The organism is Pseudomonas japonica (assembly GCF_013522925.1).
Lineage (GTDB): Bacteria > Pseudomonadota > Gammaproteobacteria > Pseudomonadales > Pseudomonadaceae > Aquipseudomonas > Aquipseudomonas japonica_A.
Genome location: NZ_JAAMQU010000001.1, coordinates 208,481 through 225,269, shown reverse-complemented (window position 1 = coordinate 225,269; position 16,789 = coordinate 208,481). Strand labels below are relative to the sequence as shown.

14 protein-coding genes, 2 tRNA genes and 2 pseudogenes are annotated in these 16,789 nt (G+C 59.6%); 11 read left to right on the top strand and 7 right to left on the bottom strand.

What is annotated here, in order from left to right; genetic code table 11:
• Window positions 1-7: 7 nt before the first annotated feature.
• Entirely contained in the window at window positions 8-721 is a 714-nt protein-coding gene (locus G7016_RS25325) for a CatB-related O-acetyltransferase (RefSeq protein ID WP_308812123.1), read from the bottom strand.
• Window positions 722-1,461: 740 nt separating this feature from the next.
• Between G7016_RS25325 and G7016_RS01030 the strand changes: the two are divergent.
• From G7016_RS01030 to G7016_RS01020, 3 genes and pseudogenes are all read left to right on the top strand, one after another.
• A pseudogene (locus tag G7016_RS01030) lies at window positions 1,462-1,731 on the top strand (DUF2442 domain-containing protein); the annotation flags it as partial.
• Between the two features lie 184 nt (window positions 1,732-1,915).
• The gene (locus G7016_RS01025; protein WP_181110973.1) at window positions 1,916-2,155 is read left to right on the top strand and encodes a type II toxin-antitoxin system RelB/DinJ family antitoxin; all 240 of its coding nucleotides are present in this window, start codon (window positions 1,916-1,918) and stop codon (window positions 2,153-2,155) included.
• Window positions 2,145-2,258, top strand: a pseudogene (locus tag G7016_RS01020) (type II toxin-antitoxin system RelE family toxin); the annotation flags it as partial. The gene G7016_RS01025 and the pseudogene G7016_RS01020, both read left to right, overlap by 11 nt.
• A 1,257-nt stretch (window positions 2,259-3,515) precedes the next feature.
• On the opposite strand, the gene G7016_RS01015 reads toward G7016_RS01020, so the two are convergent.
• Window positions 3,516-3,591, bottom strand: a tRNA-Thr gene (locus tag G7016_RS01015).
• A 226-nt stretch (window positions 3,592-3,817) separates the two neighbouring features.
• Between G7016_RS01015 and G7016_RS01010 the strand changes: the two genes are divergently transcribed.
• The 7 genes from G7016_RS01010 to G7016_RS00980 all read left to right on the top strand — a co-directional run bounded on the left by G7016_RS01010 (window position 3,818) and on the right by G7016_RS00980 (window position 11,619).
• A complete protein-coding gene (locus G7016_RS01010) occupies window positions 3,818-4,555 on the top strand; it encodes a molecular chaperone (RefSeq protein WP_181110971.1) in 738 nt (245 codons plus the stop codon).
• A gap of 44 nt (window positions 4,556-4,599) precedes the next feature.
• Window positions 4,600-5,067: a CS1 type fimbrial major subunit gene (locus G7016_RS01005; RefSeq protein ID WP_181110970.1), complete on the top strand. Its 468-nt coding sequence runs from the start codon at window positions 4,600-4,602 to the stop codon at window positions 5,065-5,067.
• A gap of 234 nt (window positions 5,068-5,301) precedes the next feature.
• Window positions 5,302-7,656 carry a TcfC E-set like domain-containing protein gene (locus tag G7016_RS01000; protein ID WP_308812122.1) on the top strand — a complete coding sequence of 785 codons (2,355 nt, stop codon included), beginning with the start codon at window positions 5,302-5,304 and terminating at the stop codon, window positions 7,654-7,656.
• Window positions 7,649-8,878 (top strand): hypothetical protein, encoded by a 1,230-nt coding sequence (locus G7016_RS00995; RefSeq protein WP_181110969.1) that lies wholly within the window; start codon window positions 7,649-7,651, stop codon window positions 8,876-8,878. Before G7016_RS01000 ends, G7016_RS00995 begins: the two co-directional genes overlap by 8 nt.
• A 46-nt stretch (window positions 8,879-8,924) precedes the next feature.
• Complete coding sequence (locus G7016_RS00990) at window positions 8,925-10,175, top strand: hypothetical protein (protein ID WP_181110968.1); 1,251 nt, start codon at window positions 8,925-8,927, stop codon at window positions 10,173-10,175.
• Between the two features lie 11 nt (window positions 10,176-10,186).
• Window positions 10,187-10,951, top strand: a complete 765-nt coding sequence (locus G7016_RS00985) for a molecular chaperone (protein ID WP_181110967.1) — start codon at window positions 10,187-10,189, stop codon at window positions 10,949-10,951.
• A 41-nt stretch (window positions 10,952-10,992) separates the two neighbouring features.
• A complete protein-coding gene (locus G7016_RS00980; protein WP_181110966.1) occupies window positions 10,993-11,619 on the top strand; it encodes a response regulator transcription factor in 627 nt (208 codons plus the stop codon).
• Window positions 11,620-11,647: 28 nt separating this feature from the next.
• Here the strand turns inward: G7016_RS00980 and G7016_RS00975 are convergent, their stop codons facing one another.
• A complete protein-coding gene (locus G7016_RS00975; protein ID WP_181110965.1) occupies window positions 11,648-12,853 on the bottom strand; it encodes a methyltransferase in 1,206 nt (401 codons plus the stop codon).
• Window position 12,854: 1 nt separating this feature from the next.
• On the bottom strand, window positions 12,855-13,607 hold the full coding sequence (locus G7016_RS00970; RefSeq protein ID WP_181110964.1) for a transporter substrate-binding domain-containing protein: 753 nt from the start codon (window positions 13,605-13,607) through the stop codon (window positions 12,855-12,857).
• Window positions 13,608-14,063: 456 nt separating this feature from the next.
• Here G7016_RS00970 and gabP point away from each other — a divergent pair, with 456 nt between their 5' ends.
• Window positions 14,064-15,458, top strand: coding sequence for a GABA permease (gene gabP / locus G7016_RS00965; RefSeq protein ID WP_181110963.1), 1,395 nt, complete (start codon window positions 14,064-14,066; stop codon window positions 15,456-15,458).
• A 75-nt stretch (window positions 15,459-15,533) separates the two neighbouring features.
• On the opposite strand, the gene G7016_RS00960 is transcribed toward gabP, so the two are convergent.
• From G7016_RS00960 to G7016_RS00950, 3 genes are all read right to left on the bottom strand, one after another.
• On the bottom strand, window positions 15,534-15,863 hold the full coding sequence (locus tag G7016_RS00960; protein ID WP_181110962.1) for a hypothetical protein: 330 nt from the start codon (window positions 15,861-15,863) through the stop codon (window positions 15,534-15,536).
• Between the two features lie 161 nt (window positions 15,864-16,024).
• The gene (locus G7016_RS00955) at window positions 16,025-16,474 is read right to left on the bottom strand and encodes a hypothetical protein (protein WP_181110961.1); all 450 of its coding nucleotides are present in this window, start codon (window positions 16,472-16,474) and stop codon (window positions 16,025-16,027) included.
• A 161-nt stretch (window positions 16,475-16,635) separates the two neighbouring features.
• Window positions 16,636-16,711: transfer RNA gene (locus G7016_RS00950), tRNA-Phe, on the bottom strand.
• Window positions 16,712-16,789: the final 78 nt, after the last annotated feature.

The following is a 16,789-nucleotide window of genomic DNA, read 5'->3' as shown; positions in this document are numbered from 1 at the left end:
ATGGATTTCAGCTTCCGCCCAGCTCAATACATCCCGTGCGCTTTATTTGATATTGCTTGTAGGCCGGTTGCGTAAGCGGTTGTTTAGCCTTGGCCTCATCTATAAGTGCAAGGCAGGTATGAGGCTCGTTAAAGGGTAACGCTGCCAACTGTTTAATAGGCAAATCCCACCAGGCGCTTTTTACCAATGCTTCTCTAAGTGTTGGGTCATCGAACCGCCAACGTAGAAATTTGGCAGGGTTCCCGCCAACTATGGCATAAGGTGGAACGTCCTTGGTGACAACCGCGCCCGCGGCAATAACTGCCCCATCGCCCACACGCAAACCATTCAAAATAATCACACTTTCACCAATCCAGACATCGTTTCCTATGCTGGTAGCTGAGCGAGAGGGTTTGTGTTTCATTCTTCCCGCGAAATCATGAACTGGATGGGTCGTTAGCCAGTCAAGAGGATGGGCATCCGCGCTCAAACCGATCCTCACGTCCTGCCCTATTGAACAGAATCGCCCTATAGCACTGACTAATTGCAGTGAACCGCTGCGAATATAGGTGTGCGTTCCGATGTGCAGGCTCCGGGACTTGATTATTACGTCGCCGAGGCTTACCGCTTTTTCGACTCGTAAACTGGCATTTGGTGAGAGGCAGCGTAGGCCGGCCGAAAGCTTGACATCCCGCGCCTTAAGCCAGCGTTTCCATCGGTAGTTTCGAATGAAATTGAGCAAAGCAACTTCTCTCCTTGGCGCGATGGTTACACCAGGTAGTGCTGGGTCACTCCTGACCATGGAGCGCGACTATACCTCGCAGCGCTTCGCAATGGGCGGGTCCTAAAGCGTGATCTGCTTCATCTGGCCCCTTAGGTTTGCCGCCGTGCACCCGGCTCGGCATCGGCCTGGGCTGATGGATAGGCCCGGCCAGCTGCGTGTTGCCTCTATCAGGTCGAGCAGATCGCAGACGACCTGCAGCGGGTTCACACTCTCCGAGCCCAGCTACGCCTGCGGTGCGATGCTACGGCGGATCCCGTGGATGCGCTCCTGCATGTCGCTGCTGATCGAGGCGTTGAGCTTCTGTACCACTGCGTGACCAACGAAGGCAGCTACTGGCCGGCTGGTCCGAAGGCACAGTTGACCTACGCGACGATGGCAAGACCGACTCGCGTTTACCTGGGGATGGCTTGCCGGCGCGTCGGGGGGAGGGGAGTCCAGGTATGTGGAGGTGGAGGGGTTAGGTTGACTCGGTAGGAAGCGGCGGGGCCGGCCATCCGGCGAAGCTCGCGAAAACAGTGCCAAGCCGAATGCCAGGCTTGTAGCAGCCGGGCTTGCTCGCGACCGGCGTCACCACGGCACGCGGGGTTGCGTTACGCAGGCCATGCATGCACGGTACGGCTATCGCGGAGCGACGATTCCCCACTGCCCCTATACATGACTCACCAACACCGCCAACTGGCCACAGGCTACAAACCCTGATGAAACGCCCTCGTCTTCTGGCTGTGCGCGCCCATCCCGGCACGATCCTCGACCTGACCTTCACCAGCGGCCAGCGCTTTTCCCTCGATATCGGCCATGACGTGAAAACGTATCCAGGGCTTGAACCACTCGTTGAGCTCGAAGCTTTCGAAAAGGCGATCTTGGGCGATGCTGGCTGGACGGTGGAATGGCCCGAGCTAGATATTCAGATTGGGGCTGATACCTTGTTTTCGGAAGCGCTGGCGCAAGCGGCGCCTGAGCTGAACACCTAGCCCCTTTATTAAAGGTTCGTACCCCGTAGCAGCACGGCTTGCCGGCGACAGGAGCACTGCGGATCTGAGCTTGTGCGCGGGCTGCCGTCGGTTTCTAACAGCCACTTGTTCCGGACCACTTGCCTGCAAGGCATACCTCAGGCAATGTAAAGACCAACGTCATTACACCGAGGCTATCGCCATGGCATCCATCAACGTCCGTATCGACGACGATCTCAAAGCGCGCGCCTACCGGGAGCTCGAAAAACTAGGCGTCACTCCGTCTGAGCTAATGCGTCAGGCACTTCAATACGTGGCTGAGCGCGGCCAGCTTCCCTTCAAGTCAGTTCTGGTCACAGACGAGGATGAAGCGCTACTCGCTACCGTTCGGGAGCGTCTGGCCGATCCTCAGCGGGTAAAGGTTTCGCTGGATGACCTATAGCCTTGAATTTGATGCGCGGGCGTTGAAGGAGTGGCGCAAGCTTGGGGATACCGTTCGGCAACAGTTCAGGAAGAAGCTGGTGTTGATACTGCTGAACCCTCAAACCCGGTGATTGGGCCAGGCAGGCAGTCGACCGCTGCAATGTGGGCAAAGTCTTGGTGCAGCTGCTTCAGCGATACCCCACTCATTCGGCACCTCTCGCGTTTTTCAAAGTGCGTGGGGTGGCCATAGCCATGCGGTGGCGGGCGAGGGCGCGAAGGTGGGAGGTAATAAGGGTATTCATGCTGCGGCTCCGTTTACTAAGGAGCTGCCAAAACCGTCGCCAAACGATTAGGTGGCAGCTGTACGCAGGTTGGCGAACCGGGGTAAACGGAACCCGGCAGACCCGAAGGTCTCCCGCGCACAGCTGCCATAACACAGCCCCGCAGGCACAAAAAAAGCGCCTACGGTCTGGTGGGGCGCTGTTGCGCCGTCTACTGATCGGGTCGCCAAACCCGGCCGCTGGATTGACAGCGACGGCGTGACTCTACGAGCGGGTGCCGGGCCGAGTCAAGGCGAGCAGGCTGCCAGTTGTTTCGGCACGCTTCGGCCTGGCGCCGGCCTCAAAACTGTTTAGGGCTAAATCCACACAGAGCGGGGTAGGCCTCATTCGCGAGCTGCCGTCGGATGGCCGACCCCGCCGCTTCGCACAGATTGAACCGGGCGCGCTGCTGAGCCCATTGCCGTGTTGGCTTGCTTCCTCTCGGGCGCACATTCCCTGGCTATCGCAAGGTCCCACAGGAGGTATCACCCCAGTTCGCGCCAACCCCTGTGGCGGGATAGCCTGCGAATTGCCTTTGCTGCGGTGGTTATTCCCGGGCTCTGCGCCCGGTCCCAGCCCGGCCCTGCTGAGCTCGCGAATGGGAGGCTGAAGCGCGAGCTGCGCCAGATGGTCGGAAAAAGCAGCTCAAGACAGTTGCTTCCCACCGTGTGAACTGATGCCGCGGCATGTGTGGATTTTGGAGCAGGCAAAGGCCCGAGAGCATTCCTGAGCTCCGCCGGATGGCCAGCCTCGCCGTTTACTACCAGGTATAGGGGGGCGTTGTAGTAAAGGGTCGATGATTCGGCGAGGCTGCGAAGGACAGATTGATGCTGGCCCCATTCGCGAGCTAGCGCCCGCTTCCTACCGGGTATGGAGCATGCCGTTGTATTGAAGGGGCCGAAGATTCGGCGGAGTTTGGGGAGGGTAGGTCCGTGCTGGCGTCATTCGGGAGCTGACGCCGCAAGGCCGGCCCCGCCGCTTCCCACCAGCATCTTCCTCCCAGCACACCCGCCAACAAAAAAGGCCCACCTTTCGGTGAGCCTTCTTCGGTACTGCGTATGGTGCCGGCACCAGGAATCGAACCCGGGACCTACTGATTACAAGTCAGTTGCTCTACCAGCTGAGCTATACCGGCGGGTAAGGGCGCTGATTATAGCGATTCGCGGGCCGCTGTAAAGCCTTGCGTGCCGCAGCCCTTCGCCGCTGCGCTTTTCCGCGTCTTTGCGGACCTTTCCTACACGGGGCACGGAATTTTCGAGCAAGTTACTCGGAAAGTGCCTGCATGCCTAAAACAAATAAATCATAACAATGGCGCCCTGTTCAGATGCCGTTGCGTTAGTTATCAGAGGGCGGGTTGTGTCATGAGGTTCATATTTATTCTCGCATGCCTGGTTATGTTCCCCGGCGCTGCAATGGCGGGCCCGAAAATAAGCATTGGCACACTTTCGGATTATTTGCGTGCCGATAAAAATGTGGTGGTCAAGCGTGTGTTCAACCACGGCGACGCCACTGCTTTCGTGAAGGTCCGGGCCTGGGAGCTGGTGCGCCAAGGGGATGGCACGGTCCGGGAAATCCCGCTGGACGTAGAAACGGCGGGGGGTAAGCGGGAGCTGGTGGTGTCCCCGGCGCGCCTGATCATTCCGGCGGCGGGCATGCAGACGGTGCGGCTGCTGTTCAGCGGTGAGCGCGACAAGGAGCGATATTTCCGACTGCGGTTCAACCCTGTGCTGCCCAGCGCCGGAGACGGTTTTGAACTTACTGAAAAAGAAGCCGACGCCTATGAAGTTTCAATTTCAGGCGGTGTGCAGATGCTCGCAGGGTTCGGGTCGCTGCTCTATGTGCGCCCCAGGGAAGTTGCACATCAATTAGCCATCGATGAAGAGCCCAGTCGTTTTGTAGTGCGCAACGTAGGCAATGCCACGGCTGTGCTGGACCGCTTTCGCCGCTGCAATGGCGACGGCCTGGATTGTGACCCGGCGGTGGTTCATCACCTTGCCCCAGGGGGCGAAAAGGTTTTCGAGAAAAAGCCAGGCGAAATCTACGTGTTCACCCACCGGCGCGGTGCGTTGGCGCCACTGCCGTATGAAATCAAGGGCTAGCCGACCCTCAACTTCGGCCTATACCAACCAAGGAGCGTAAACCCATGAAACTGAAATTCCTCGCACTGCCCCTGGCGCTACTCGCAGCCGGCCAGGTAATGGCTGCCGATAACGTGATCAGCAAGCAGATCCAAGTGACCGCTTACATTCCGACTTCGGAATTCTCGATCATCGACGAGGGCGGCTGGATGAACCAGACCCAGCCAATGGGCATCCTGAATGGCAACCTGCAAAAGGTTTCCAACCGTGTAATCGCTAAAAGCACCACCGGCGCGATTTCCGCCCGCCTGGAAAACGCCGCCGTGCTGACCAGCCGCAACAACAGCATCCCGCTCACCATCACTGCCAACGGCGTGGACCTGACCACCAGCACCCAGGAAATCGTGCCAGCCGGCGACGCTGCCAGCCCGTACTACATGAACATGGACATCGCCGCGGCAACCGGGCCGTACCAGCCAGGCGACTACATGGGCTTCGTGGACGTGACCTTCGAAACCGCGCTGGCGCCCTGACCCCTTCTGGCGGCGGGCCCATCCGGGCCCGCCACTTGCCTCTTCGATGCCTGGATATTCGCCGTGGTGTTTGCAACCCATCACTTCAGGCTTGCCGCCACCTGCGCGGTAAGTTTTTGTGTCAGTACAGCCGTGGCGGCTTCATCGCAGCCACCCGCTGCACTGGATCTGCTGACACAAACGCAAGGACTACCTGCGGAATTCCGCGACCATTTCTTCAATGCGCCGCTCATAGTGCGCGTTGATCTCAACGGAGCGTACCTGGCCGACGCCACACTGGTGCTCGGCCGGGACGAAACGGTGGAACTGGTGAAGTACGCCGAAACGGACCAGTCCGAGGTGAACGAAGACGATCGTCAGGTATGGCTGCAGGCCTTGAGCAAGCCGCGCAAGTTGGGCCGCTGCGAAGCGGACTGTCCCCAGGGCCTGGTTGCGCTGCACTACAGCCTCGAACGGTCACAGCTGTCGATCCTCACAAATGCTGCAGAAAGTACCGGCAGCGGCCCGCGCTATTACAGCTTGCCGCAGAACGGCAGCGGGCTGCTGGTGCGTAACCAGCTGAATGCCGCCGGAAGCCGTTCAGACATGTATGGCACGTACGTAGCGTCCGCCTTGGCCAGCAAAGGGCCATGGACCGCAGCCGCCGAAGCCCAGCTGGACCGCAGTCGAGGCGAAGGCATCACCACCGATCGTCATCGGTTGCGTAGCCTTTACACCGATTACCTGAAGGAAAACACCTTCTACCGGGTGGGGTACTTCACCCCATCCCTCCAGGGATTAAGCCGCCAGCCCCGTACCCTGAACGGTTTGCCCGAGGGCACACTGGGCCTGATGTTCGGCAGCAGCGATAGCCTGGCCATCGAAGACGGCCGGCCGAGCGCAACGCCTATTTACGTGACGCCCAACCGCCCGGCGGTGATCGAGGTGTACCGCAATGGGTCGCTGGTTAACAGCCAGCCCGTTCAGCCTGGGCTGCAGGCCATCGATACCCGGCCGCTGCCGGGAGGTATCTACCCTGTGGAAATCCGCGTGGTGGAAGATGGGCAGGTCACTTCCACCAGTGAAGAATTTGTTTACAAGCCCACCAACTGGAGCAACCCCGAGCAGCGCTGGCGCTACAACGCCTACTTCGGCCGGGGCAGAGAGCTGTTCAGCAACTGGGAAACCGATCGCGAAGAGGGCATGAATGCCGGCCTGATCACGAACTACCTGCTCCACCCTACGGCCATCCTTGGCCTTTCCGTGGAGCATGTTGACGGGGCGATGCAATACGGCACGTCTCTGGACTGGGACCTGAGCACGGCGTTTCGCACGTACGTCAACCTGTACCGTACCGAAGGGCGGGGCGATGGCCTGGACGTACAAGCGATCTACACCTATCCGAAGGGCAATGTGGTGGCCAGCCACACCCGTTCCTGGTTGTACCAATACCAACTGGAGGACCGCTGGCCTGCGTATTACACGCCACGTTATCGCTGGGAGGTGCGCGAAACGTCCCAGAGCTCCCTCAGCTGGCAGCACCGTTTTTCGCCACGCGGAACGGGCGTGATGAGGCTTTCCCATGCCACCGGCGCCGTGGACGGGTTTGGCCTGGACCTCTCCTGGGTACAGCGCGCGGTGTTACTGGGCACGGACACAACGTGGCGCTTCTCGGTGTTCGACCGCCCGGCGGTGGCCAGCAGTGGCGCCGAGCGCAACCGGGGCGTGGATGTAAGCCTTACTTTGGCCCTGGGCGGCAATGGCGACAGCCTCTATGGCAGCCTGGGCAGCCGCACCCGCCGTGATGGCGGGCGTGAGCACACCGCTTCCTTGAACTACCAGCATCAGGTTAACGGCCCGTTCGTGCGTAACGTCACCGGCACGTTGAACAAGGACAGCTATGGCCTTGGCGTAGGTGGCAGGGTGGGCTTCCAGAACCGCCTACTGGCTGGGGACGCCTACCTGCAAACGTCTTCGTACAACGACGAGCTCGGTGGTGGGCTTAACCTCAGCAACACCTTGGCCCTTGGCGATGGTCATCTGGCCTCGACCGGAAACCTGGGCGTATACCAGGCGGGCATGGTGGTAGACGTAGACAGCGATGTGGAAGACGTGGAATTGCTCAGCTTCGATGGCAACGGGACGTCGGGCCAACTGCGCCGTGGGCGCAATGTGATTCCGTTGAGCCCCTACCGCAAGGGCCGGGTTCGATTTGATATCAAGGGCGAGGAGGCGGCCCCCATAGTGGTTGCGCCGCATGTGGCCGACTACCACTTGAATATGGGCGGCGTGGCGTACCAGCGGCTGCAGGTGATGCGCACCATGACGGTGATCGGCCGCTTGCTCGACCCTGCGGGCCAACCCGTACCTGGGGCCATGGTAATCAACCATGCCAGCCGTAGCGTGACCGAGACCGACGGCTTCTTTGCGGTAGAGATGAGCCAGTCCACGCCCACCCTCGAAGTACGGGTAGACGGCAGACGCCACTGCCTGGTGCGTATCGACGCCGCCAGCGGTGAGCGAGACCAGGACGTAGTGATGATGGGCGATCTGACGTGCTCTCCACGCACTGTCGCCGGCAGTACAGCACTGGAGGATCGTGATGTTTAAGCCATTCTGCTCGGGCAGGGGCTGGCGCGTCGCCCGGATCGCAGTAGCCCTGTCAGGGCTGTTAGCCGGCAACGCCTGGGGCGCAGATGTGGAAATAACAGCGGACTACCGACCTTCGGAGAACCGGGGAGAATTTCGCAATACCACGCCGAACTCTGGCTACTGCCGGGAATTCGGCTGCGCCAGTGGCATCTTCTCGGTGGCCTTGCCGATCAGTTACGAGCGAACGGTGTTATCGGGATTGCCCCCGGTTCCACAGCGCTGGTCACTGCAGACGCCGAGGGAAACCACAGTTGATGTGATGTCAGACCGAGGAGATACCGCGGCCCTGCGATTGCAGATCACCCATGTTGCCGAGGCGTTGACCGAAGGCTCCAGCCCGCTGACAAAACTTAACAACCCCGCTGCCCATTACAGTGCCGGCGGTGGATGCACCTGGTTGACTGGCGCCACTTACGACGGCGACACGAGCGATTCAGGGTTCGTATGGCAAGTGAATGACCCTCGCTCGCCGTCACTGTGTTATCCCGCGTCATCCTATGTAACCAAGCAGGAGAGCGTCACGCCTTGGGTCCGTAGTTTTTCCGTGGGGTACAAGCTGGTTTTGCCCAGGCCCCATACCATGGCGATGGGTACTTATCATGGCTCCGTTACCTTCAGTGTGGGCGAGGCGGGTGACTTCACCTTAGGCAGCAACGTAACGAACCTCAGCACCAACAGCGTAACGTTCAACTTCACACTTACCGTTCACCACGAACTTCAAGTGCAGTTTCCGGCAAACTCGAACAGGGTTGTTCTGGAACCCACTATTGGCTGGCAAAAATGGCTGGATACGGGGGTACCGCCCACCAAAGTGACTGGTTCACTGCCGTACCGCCTCACAACTTCCGGGCCGTTCAGTATCACTATGAATTGCGGAGAGCAGGGCATTGGCCAGTCCTGCACCCTGCGTAATCAGCGCAACAATGAATTTGCGTATTTCGGCGTTATGTTTTATCCGCCAAAGGGCCTTGAGTTGGCAGGGTATCCCGGGGAGGAAGCTCCTTGGCGTGAAGCGCTGGTTCACGGTCGCCCGCTTGGATATCTCACTCGAGGGCTGGTGACCAGCGCCCTTGGGAAATTTGAGTTTTATGCGCTTTCTGAACAGATCGCAAAACTCGTCAGTTCACCCGGTGATAAATGGGCTGGCTTGGTAACACTGATATTCGACGCAAGGCTTTAGGTGCAGGTACGGCGCCATGGAGTTTCATTTTATAGGGAGGTAGGCAGTGTTCAATTTGACCAAGCCAGGCTGGTACAGATGTGCCGGTGGCAATTATCCGGTGATGGCTGGAACACCAGTAGCCATGCTAGTGCTGAGCCTGGCAATACCTTGTGGCGATGCCGCCGCAGTAGACATTACCGCAGAGTTTCGGCCAGGCAATACCGGCAACGGGTTTGAAAACACCACGCCTTCTTCAGGCTACTGCCAGGAGTTCGGCGGTTGCGTACCCGGCGAAATTTCAGTGGCTCTGCCGGTTACGTACAGCCGCCAGGTTTTTTCCGGGTTGCCGCCGCTACCTTCCCGATGGTCGCTGCGGGCACCCCCGCAAGCCCGGGTAACCCTGTTTTCTGATACCGGGGCGACCCTTGCGTTCGACTTCCAGATCACTCACTTGGCCCAGTTGTTGATCGGCAGCAGCTTTTCACCGTACGAGAACCCAGGTTTCCATTGGAGCACGGGTGGCGGTTGCAACTTCGTGAACTCCCATGCGTTCGATGCTGGCGCCAGCATGGGCTTCGTATGGCAGGTCGCCAACCCGACATCGCCCGGGCTGTGCTACCCCACCTCCGGCGGCGTGTCCGAAGGTGAACGCGAGATCGAGCCTGAGGTGAAGTCCTTCTCGGTGGGCTACCGCGTGATATTCCCGGCGCCTCATACCGTGCCGATGGGCCGATACACCGGCAGCCTCATTTGGTCCGTAGGTGAAACAGGAGACTTCTCGCTCGGTAGCCAGGTGTCGGGACTTAGCAGCAACAGTGTGACATTCAACTTCGAGGTCGATGTGGAGCACGAGTTGGGCATAGCGTTCGATGACAACGCTGCCCAAGTTGTGCTGGAACCACGAAATGGCAGCTGGATCGAATGGATGATGGGGAATATATCGCCTACTGCCCAGCTCGCTGGCCGGCTGCCCATGCGTGTGACAACTACTGGCCCGTTCAGTGTTTATATGGGATGTGAGCACACGAAACAGGCCGGTGACTGCGCCATCGGCAATACCCATACGGGTGAGCAGGCCGCCGTTGCAACACTGATTACCCTGCCCCAAGGCCTTGTGTATCAGGGCGCTCCGGTACAACGGATGCGCCTCACCGAGCATGTTCACTACGCCTTGGATGCCCGCCGTGCGATCGCCGGTGAACGGGGCGAAGTGGAGTTTCATACCCTCAACGGCGAGGTACAGCAGATGATCAAGCGCGGCGGCGATACCTATTCGGGCCAGGTCACGCTGTATTTCGATGCGCAGCTCTTATGAGTAAGGGCAGCATGTTCTTCATCACGCATTGGCGTGAGCGGGTGGCCCGATGGTTGGGAATAGTGGCGCTCGTATGTTCGGCAAGTGCCAGCGCCGGCCCCGACCTGGACCCCGGCTCCTTCTATCACTACTTGCCGGCCAACCGCGCCACGCTGTTGGCGGATATAAGAAACCTCGGCGACGCTACTGCATTCGTACAAATACAACTCGCCGAGCTCAGCTTTGACGAGAAGGGCGAGCCCCATGAACGGCCCTTGGCAGATGAAGACGGTAAAACCCGGGCGCTGCTGGCGACGCCGCCGCGGTTGATCATCCCGGCAAGCGGCGCTCAACAGGCACGGATCATTTACCGGGGCCCGCGTACCACCGAGCGGTACTTCCGTGTTCGCTATGTACCGGTTGCCCCCAAGCCCAAGGATGCGTTTGCCCTGCAGCCCGAAGAAGCTCGGGCATATGCCGATACCCTTCAAGCCGGAGTGGGCATTCTCAAAGCCATTGGCACGATCGTGATCGTGAGCCCGGCGCAGCCTCGTTACGCCACCCAGCTGAAACCCGACGAGCAGAGGCTGCGCATCGTCAACGAGGGTAATGCCACCGTGCGGGTGGAAAATGTGCAGCGGTGCAAGCTCGATTCCCAAGCCTGCACGTTCGGCACCAGCTTGCATATTCGGCCGGGCCAGCAGGGTGAGCTGCCACGGCTGGCGGGGGAAATGTACCGCTATGAATTACGCGAGGGCGCCCAGCGCACCTCCCACGTTTATCCACAGGTCAACTAGCGCCCGTGATCCCAGGCGTTGACCGTGCAAGAGACCATCCCATGGCGACGGCAGTAATTATCGACGACCAGCCTTACATACGAGTGATCCTCAAACGGATTCTGGTCGAGGAGGGGGTAACCGTGCTTGCTGAATGCAGTGACGGTATAGAGGGCATGGCCCAGGCTCGGGAGTTGAAGCCAGACATCCTCGTGATGGAACTGGTACTTCCCGGCCTTGACGGCATGGACGTCATCAACCGTATTCGTCGCCAGGCACCAGGGATTCAAATCGTGGTGGTTACCGCCTGCCCCGCAGAGTTTTCGATGGACCGGTGCATGCGCGCCGGGGTTACGGCCTACATTTCCAAAAGCACGGATATCGAAGTATTTCGCAAAGCTATCCAGGCCGTGCGAGCAGGCTTTATCTGTTTTCCCAATGTACGGGCTGGAAGCGAGCTACCCAGCCACTCCGATCCGGATGAGCGTGTACGCATCGCCGGGCTTTCGGCGCGCGAGTTGGCAGTGCTGCGATACCTGGCGATGGGTTTCAGCAATTTGCGGATAGGCCAGGCCTTGCTATTGAGCAACAAGACGATCAGTTCTTACAAAACGCGGCTGGTGAAAAAACTCAAAGTGAGATCAGTGATCTGCCTGGCTGAACTTGCGCATCGGCACGGGGTGGTATGAGTAACTTGCCATCAACTTGTTCACAGACTTATCCACAAGTTGTTCGTTCTGCGAGAACAAGCAGGTTACGTGGCGTGAGCGTGCGTTCGCAAAAGGTACCTATACGAACTTTATAACCTTGTTCCCTCAGGAAAAGCGCCCGGTCCAACACCAGCCATAACTCCAACGGCCGCCGAAAAAGGTTGCGAACCCTTTCCAGATTGCGAACCTCGGCCAGCCGCCGCTGCCCTTGTTGTTCCCAATAGGCCCAATCCTCGCCTGGCTCAAGTTCGACACCCTTCAGTGTGGCCAGATGCTGGCAGTAATCGGCAAAGCTTTTGCCCAGCCAGCTTACTGGCAGCGAAGGCGTGGGCAAGTATTCGCATACGCCGCGCACCTGCCGCTGGAGCAGATCGAAGCCAAGGCGGCGTGCCATCGAGAGGTCGCGCTGGCGCCTTTCCCGGGCGCCGGCCGTTACCGCTTCGCTGGCCGGCAGGCCCAGGTCGTCGCGGTCAAGGGCAAGCGGCCGCGCTTGCGCGGCGGCGGATAACGCCACATAGCTATTGGCTTGAGTGCGGTTGTAACAGCAAGGTGCGATCGCCAGCTGGGTGCAACCGTGCTCACTGGCCAGGCGCAGCAGCTTTACGTGAAGGTCCCCACAGGCATGCAGGGCTACCGGGGTGTCGCCCGGCACAAGAACAACGCCATCCGCCATTACATCGCAGCGCTGGTGGGTGGCCGGCAGCCTGTGGTGCTCGCTCAGCACGTGCCCGGCGGCGACCAGCGCGGGGTCGTGTTCCAGGCAGGTCATCTTTTGGCCAGGCCTCAGCAACCGACGGCCCAGGTGCGCCTTGCCCGCGCACCAGTCCACCCAATGTGTCACAGGGGAGGTAAACGCCAAGGCTTGCGCGAAGGCTTCGATCTGCTCCCATTTGCGGCCCGGTACATCCCGCTCCAGCCGAGAGGGCGGAGCAGGCAGCTCGACAGATGGCAGCTTGCCCGGCTCCCCCAGAGCGGCCGCTTGCGCCGCCAACTCCGGCAAAGGCGAGGGGCCCAGGGTTTCGAATGGTGCGAGAGCGGCCTGCTCGGCGTCGTCCAGTGATCGTTGGCGTAGCCAGTGCGCCAGTTCTGGGTAGTCCGTTTCCCAAGGCAGCCTCAGGCGCGTAAACGGGCGCGGCTTCCACAGCGCTTCGTGCGCTGCAAGAAACTCATGCAGCGCGGCGAAGCGTGTTTCGAGGGCATGGTTCTCCAGCATGTCAACGGATGCTGAACGGGAAGTACTTGTCGTTGATCTTCTTGTAGGTGCCGTCCTGAATGATGTCCTTGAGCGCAACGTTCAGTCGCGTGCGCAGTGAATCGTTCAGGCGAGTGGCGATGGCAATCTGGTCGCCGTCTTCCACCGGCTCACCCTTGAGCTCGAAGCCTTTACCCGCATCAGTACGCAGCCACTCATACGTGGAGTACTTGTCCGCCAGCGCGCCGTCTATCTGGCCGGTGGAGAGTGCTACATACACTTCATCCTGGGTCTGGAAGGTTTGCACGATGGCCACATTGGCTGCGTTTTCCTGCAGCCACTTTGCGGCCAACGTGCCCTCCTGGGCACCCAGGGTCTTACCCATCAGCGTGCCCGCGGCGCTAGTAAGGTCGCTGTTCCCGGCTGCAACGAATTGCAGCTTGTTGATGTAGTAGGGATCGGTGAAATCCACCAACTGCTTGCGGTCTTCGGTGACCGACAAGGAAGAAATGAGGAAGTCGTACTGGTTGTTGTTCAGTGCCGGAATCAGGTCTTCGAAACTCGTGGTCACGATCTCGCATTCCACTTTCATCTTCGCGCACAGCGCGGCGCCAATGTCGGCATCGAACCCGACCACCTGCCCACTGGCGTCGGTGTCATTGAAAGGCGGGTGCCCGCCTTCCATGCCCATACGTAGTTTTTCTACTGCATACGCCGAAGAAAGGCAGGAGAGGGCCAGAACGCAACCCACGAGCGAACTGAAAAATCGAGCCATGTAGCAAAACTCCAAAGGGCAGCGGCGAGGTGTCCTCGCTTCGACAACGGTTATCGCAAAAACATCACCCAGGCGATATGGCCATGGTGACATTTTTATCACTTATCTCGCGCGCAAAGCTTCCATGCCGGTTGTACCAGGCACTGCCTGAAAACCGAGGAACGGGTTGCACCAATGACGAGCGCAAGGTGTTACCACTCGCTCGAAAAGGGGGCATTTTTCTGTAGGAAAATGTGTAATCCGGTAATACTCTGCGGCCTGCGACAAAAAGCCATCTTGCTTAAACGTTTATGCCCCTGATCTCGCAATACCGATGGTCAAGCGGTTTGAACTATTTTGCATCAATTTGGCGCGCTTCTTGCGTAAAATAAATCCAACGGCGCGTAGCGTGTCTCAAACAGTGGTAGGGGTTGAGCACAATCGTCGGTCAAATCGCTTTCTCGGAAGGGTACACGTATGAGTAGTGTTCAAAACGCTGGCGGGCTCGCCCAAGGCCTGAAAGCCCGCCACGTCACCATGCTGTCTATCGCCGGTGTAATCGGCGCTGGCCTGTTCGTGGGTTCCGGCCACGCCATTGCCGAAGCCGGCCCAGCCGTTCTGCTGGCCTATGCAGCCGCCGGTACCCTCGTGGTGCTGGTGATGCGCATGCTGGGTGAGATGGCGGTCGCTTCGCCAGATACCGGTTCGTTCTCCACTTATGCCGACCGTGCCATTGGCCACTGGGCTGGCTTTACCATCGGCTGGCTGTACTGGTGGTTCTGGGTATTGGTAATTCCGCTGGAAGCCAACGCCGCAGCCGCCATCCTTCATGCCTGGATACCGGACGTTCAGGTATGGGTGTTTGCGCTGATCATCACCGCAGTGCTCACAGTGACCAACCTGTTCAGCGTAAAAAACTACGGCGAGTTCGAGTTCTGGTTCGCGCTGCTGAAGGTCATCGCCATCGTTGCCTTCATCGTGGTAGGCCTGGGCGCGGCGTTCGGCTTCGTGCCGGGCAGCCAGGTCAGCGGCTTCAGCCACGTGACCGACACCCAAGGCTTCATGCCTAATGGCCTGGGCGCTGTGGTAGCTGCGATGCTCACGACCATGTTCTCGTTCATGGGTACCGAGATCGTGACCATTGCCGCGTCCGAGTCCCGCGACCCAGGCCGGCAGATTTCCAAGGCCACCAATTCGGTGATCTGGCGGATCTGCCTGTTCTACCTGGTATCGATCTTCCTGGTGGTTGCACTGGTGCCGTGGAACGACCCTGCGCTGCCGCAGCTGGGTTCCTACCAGACCGTGCTTAACCTCGTTGGCGTGCCTAACGCCAAGCTCATCGTCGACATCGTGGTACTGGTTGCCGTCACCAGCTGCCTGAACTCGGCGCTCTATACCTCTTCGCGCATGCTGTTCTCCCTGAGCAAACGTGGCGATGCTCCGAAGGTCGCCCAACGTACCTCGCGCGCTGGCACGCCTTACACCGCAGTCATTCTGTCTACTGCGGCTGCATTCCTGGCCACCTTCGCCAACTATGTAGCCCCTGCGGCGGTGTTCGACTTCCTGCTGGCAAGCTCGGGTGCCATCGCCCTGCTGGTGTACCTGGTAATTGCCTTCTCGCAACTGCGCATGCGCCGCCAGGCCGAAGCACGGGGTGAGCAGATGGCGTTCAAGATGTGGGCCTTCCCTGGCCTTACTTACCTGGTGATCGCGTTCATCATCGCTGTGCTGGCCGTGATGTTCTTCCGTGCCGACCATCGCATTGAAATCATCGCCACTGGCTTGCTCACCATCGCGGTGGTGGCTGCAGGGTTGATCGTTGACCGTCGTCGCAAATCGTCGGGCGCTGGCCGTGCGGTACTTGGCAGCTGATACCTGGCCAGGCGCTGAAGCTACAAAAGGCCGCTACCTGAGAGGGTAGCGGCCTTTTCGTTTATCCCTTGGTGCTTACCAGCGTGGGCCATCGAAGCGGTGATGTTCCCAGTGCCGAGGCGGCGGCGGGGCGGGGCGGTAATACACGACCTGCGGCGCGGGGCGGTAGTACACCGGCTGTGGCGCCGGCACGTACACCACTTGGCGTGGCGGTGGTGCGTAACGAGGCCCGTCGTGGTGGTGATGCCCACCGTTGTCCCAATTACTTGCGATAAGCGCGCCTACCGCAGCGCCAGCGACCACTGGCACGATGAGGTTGCGCTCGTCCGCTGACGCAGTACCGGCGACCCCAGCGGCCGCCAGGCAAGTGGAAAGAAGCAGGGCTTTGGTCAACTTCGCAAACATGGTGTCTCCTCAAGCGCCGATCAGGGTGGCGCCATGGACGTATGAAACACCGGGGGCGTGTAAAGCGCGGTATGGAAACGGTAAAGGTTTGGTAAGGGCAGGAGAGCCAACGCAGGCCATCGTGGGAGTAGGCGCCAGCCTGCGAATGAAGTCAGACAGTGCTAGGCATCAGGCGCTTCGGCGATAACCGCGGCAGCCGCTACGTAGGCTTCGGAGAACTCAGGGCTTTCGATGCGCGCCATGGCGTCGTCTTCGCTCATATCGTGGTGCTTCTCGTAGTAAGCGATCCACAGCGAAATGATCAGGTCCGACACGTCGTCTTCCGAGTAATTCTCCATCACCAGCGGCAGTGGGGATTCGGTCAGGAACACGTACGCGACGGCTTGCTGGCCCTCGGGCTCGGCGGCGGCCATCGCGTCGAACATGTCATCGAAGGCGCCCATCTCCATGCCGCCATCGAAGAACTCTTCCATGCTGATGAACGCAGGAGACAAGGCGTCGGGGTTGTTCTCTGGCGGCGTGTCGGCAACGTTGTTGCGCAGGATGCGGTTTTGCCGGGCCTTGGCCGAGGCGCGCTTGTGTTTCTTCTGCTGCTTGCGGGGAGAGGACATGGGGCGGCTCCTTTGCCGGCACGAAACGAAGCGTTATGAGCGTAGCGCAACAACTGAAGCGCAAGGGACGGAATGCGCGAAGTGCGTGAGCGAAAGCGGGCTTTCATGTCGCGCATCAACAAAAAACCCCTGAACCTTTCGATTCAGGGGTTTTGGAAGAGTGGTGCCCAGGGACGGAATCGAACCGCCGACACGGGGATTTTCAATCCCCTGCTCTACCAACTGAGCTACCTGGGCAACGGGGCGCATTAAACGGGTTTTTCAGGGTGGCGTCAAGCGTCGGTGCGAAAAAATTTTAATTATTACCGTCGCTTA

Excerpts from the sequence above, each read along its gene's own strand:
- G7016_RS01025 (WP_181110973.1), top strand. The coding sequence starts at position 1,916 with ATGGCATCCATCAACGTCCGTATCGACGACGATCTCAAAGCGCGCGCC.
- G7016_RS01010 (WP_181110971.1), top strand. The coding sequence starts at position 3,818 with ATGAGGTTCATATTTATTCTCGCATGCCTGGTTATGTTCCCCGGCGCT.
- G7016_RS01005 (WP_181110970.1), top strand. The coding sequence starts at position 4,600 with ATGAAACTGAAATTCCTCGCACTGCCCCTGGCGCTACTCGCAGCCGGC.
- G7016_RS00995 (WP_181110969.1), top strand. The coding sequence starts at position 7,649 with ATGTTTAAGCCATTCTGCTCGGGCAGGGGCTGGCGCGTCGCCCGGATC.
- G7016_RS00985 (WP_181110967.1), top strand. The coding sequence starts at position 10,187 with ATGTTCTTCATCACGCATTGGCGTGAGCGGGTGGCCCGATGGTTGGGA.
- G7016_RS00980 (WP_181110966.1), top strand. The coding sequence starts at position 10,993 with ATGGCGACGGCAGTAATTATCGACGACCAGCCTTACATACGAGTGATC.
- G7016_RS00975 (WP_181110965.1), bottom strand. The coding sequence starts at position 12,853 with ATGCTGGAGAACCATGCCCTCGAAACACGCTTCGCCGCGCTGCATGAG.
- G7016_RS00970 (WP_181110964.1), bottom strand. The coding sequence starts at position 13,607 with ATGGCTCGATTTTTCAGTTCGCTCGTGGGTTGCGTTCTGGCCCTCTCC.
- gabP (WP_181110963.1), top strand. The coding sequence starts at position 14,064 with ATGAGTAGTGTTCAAAACGCTGGCGGGCTCGCCCAAGGCCTGAAAGCC.
- G7016_RS00960 (WP_181110962.1), bottom strand. The coding sequence starts at position 15,863 with ATGTTTGCGAAGTTGACCAAAGCCCTGCTTCTTTCCACTTGCCTGGCG.
- G7016_RS00955 (WP_181110961.1), bottom strand. The coding sequence starts at position 16,474 with ATGTCCTCTCCCCGCAAGCAGCAGAAGAAACACAAGCGCGCCTCGGCC.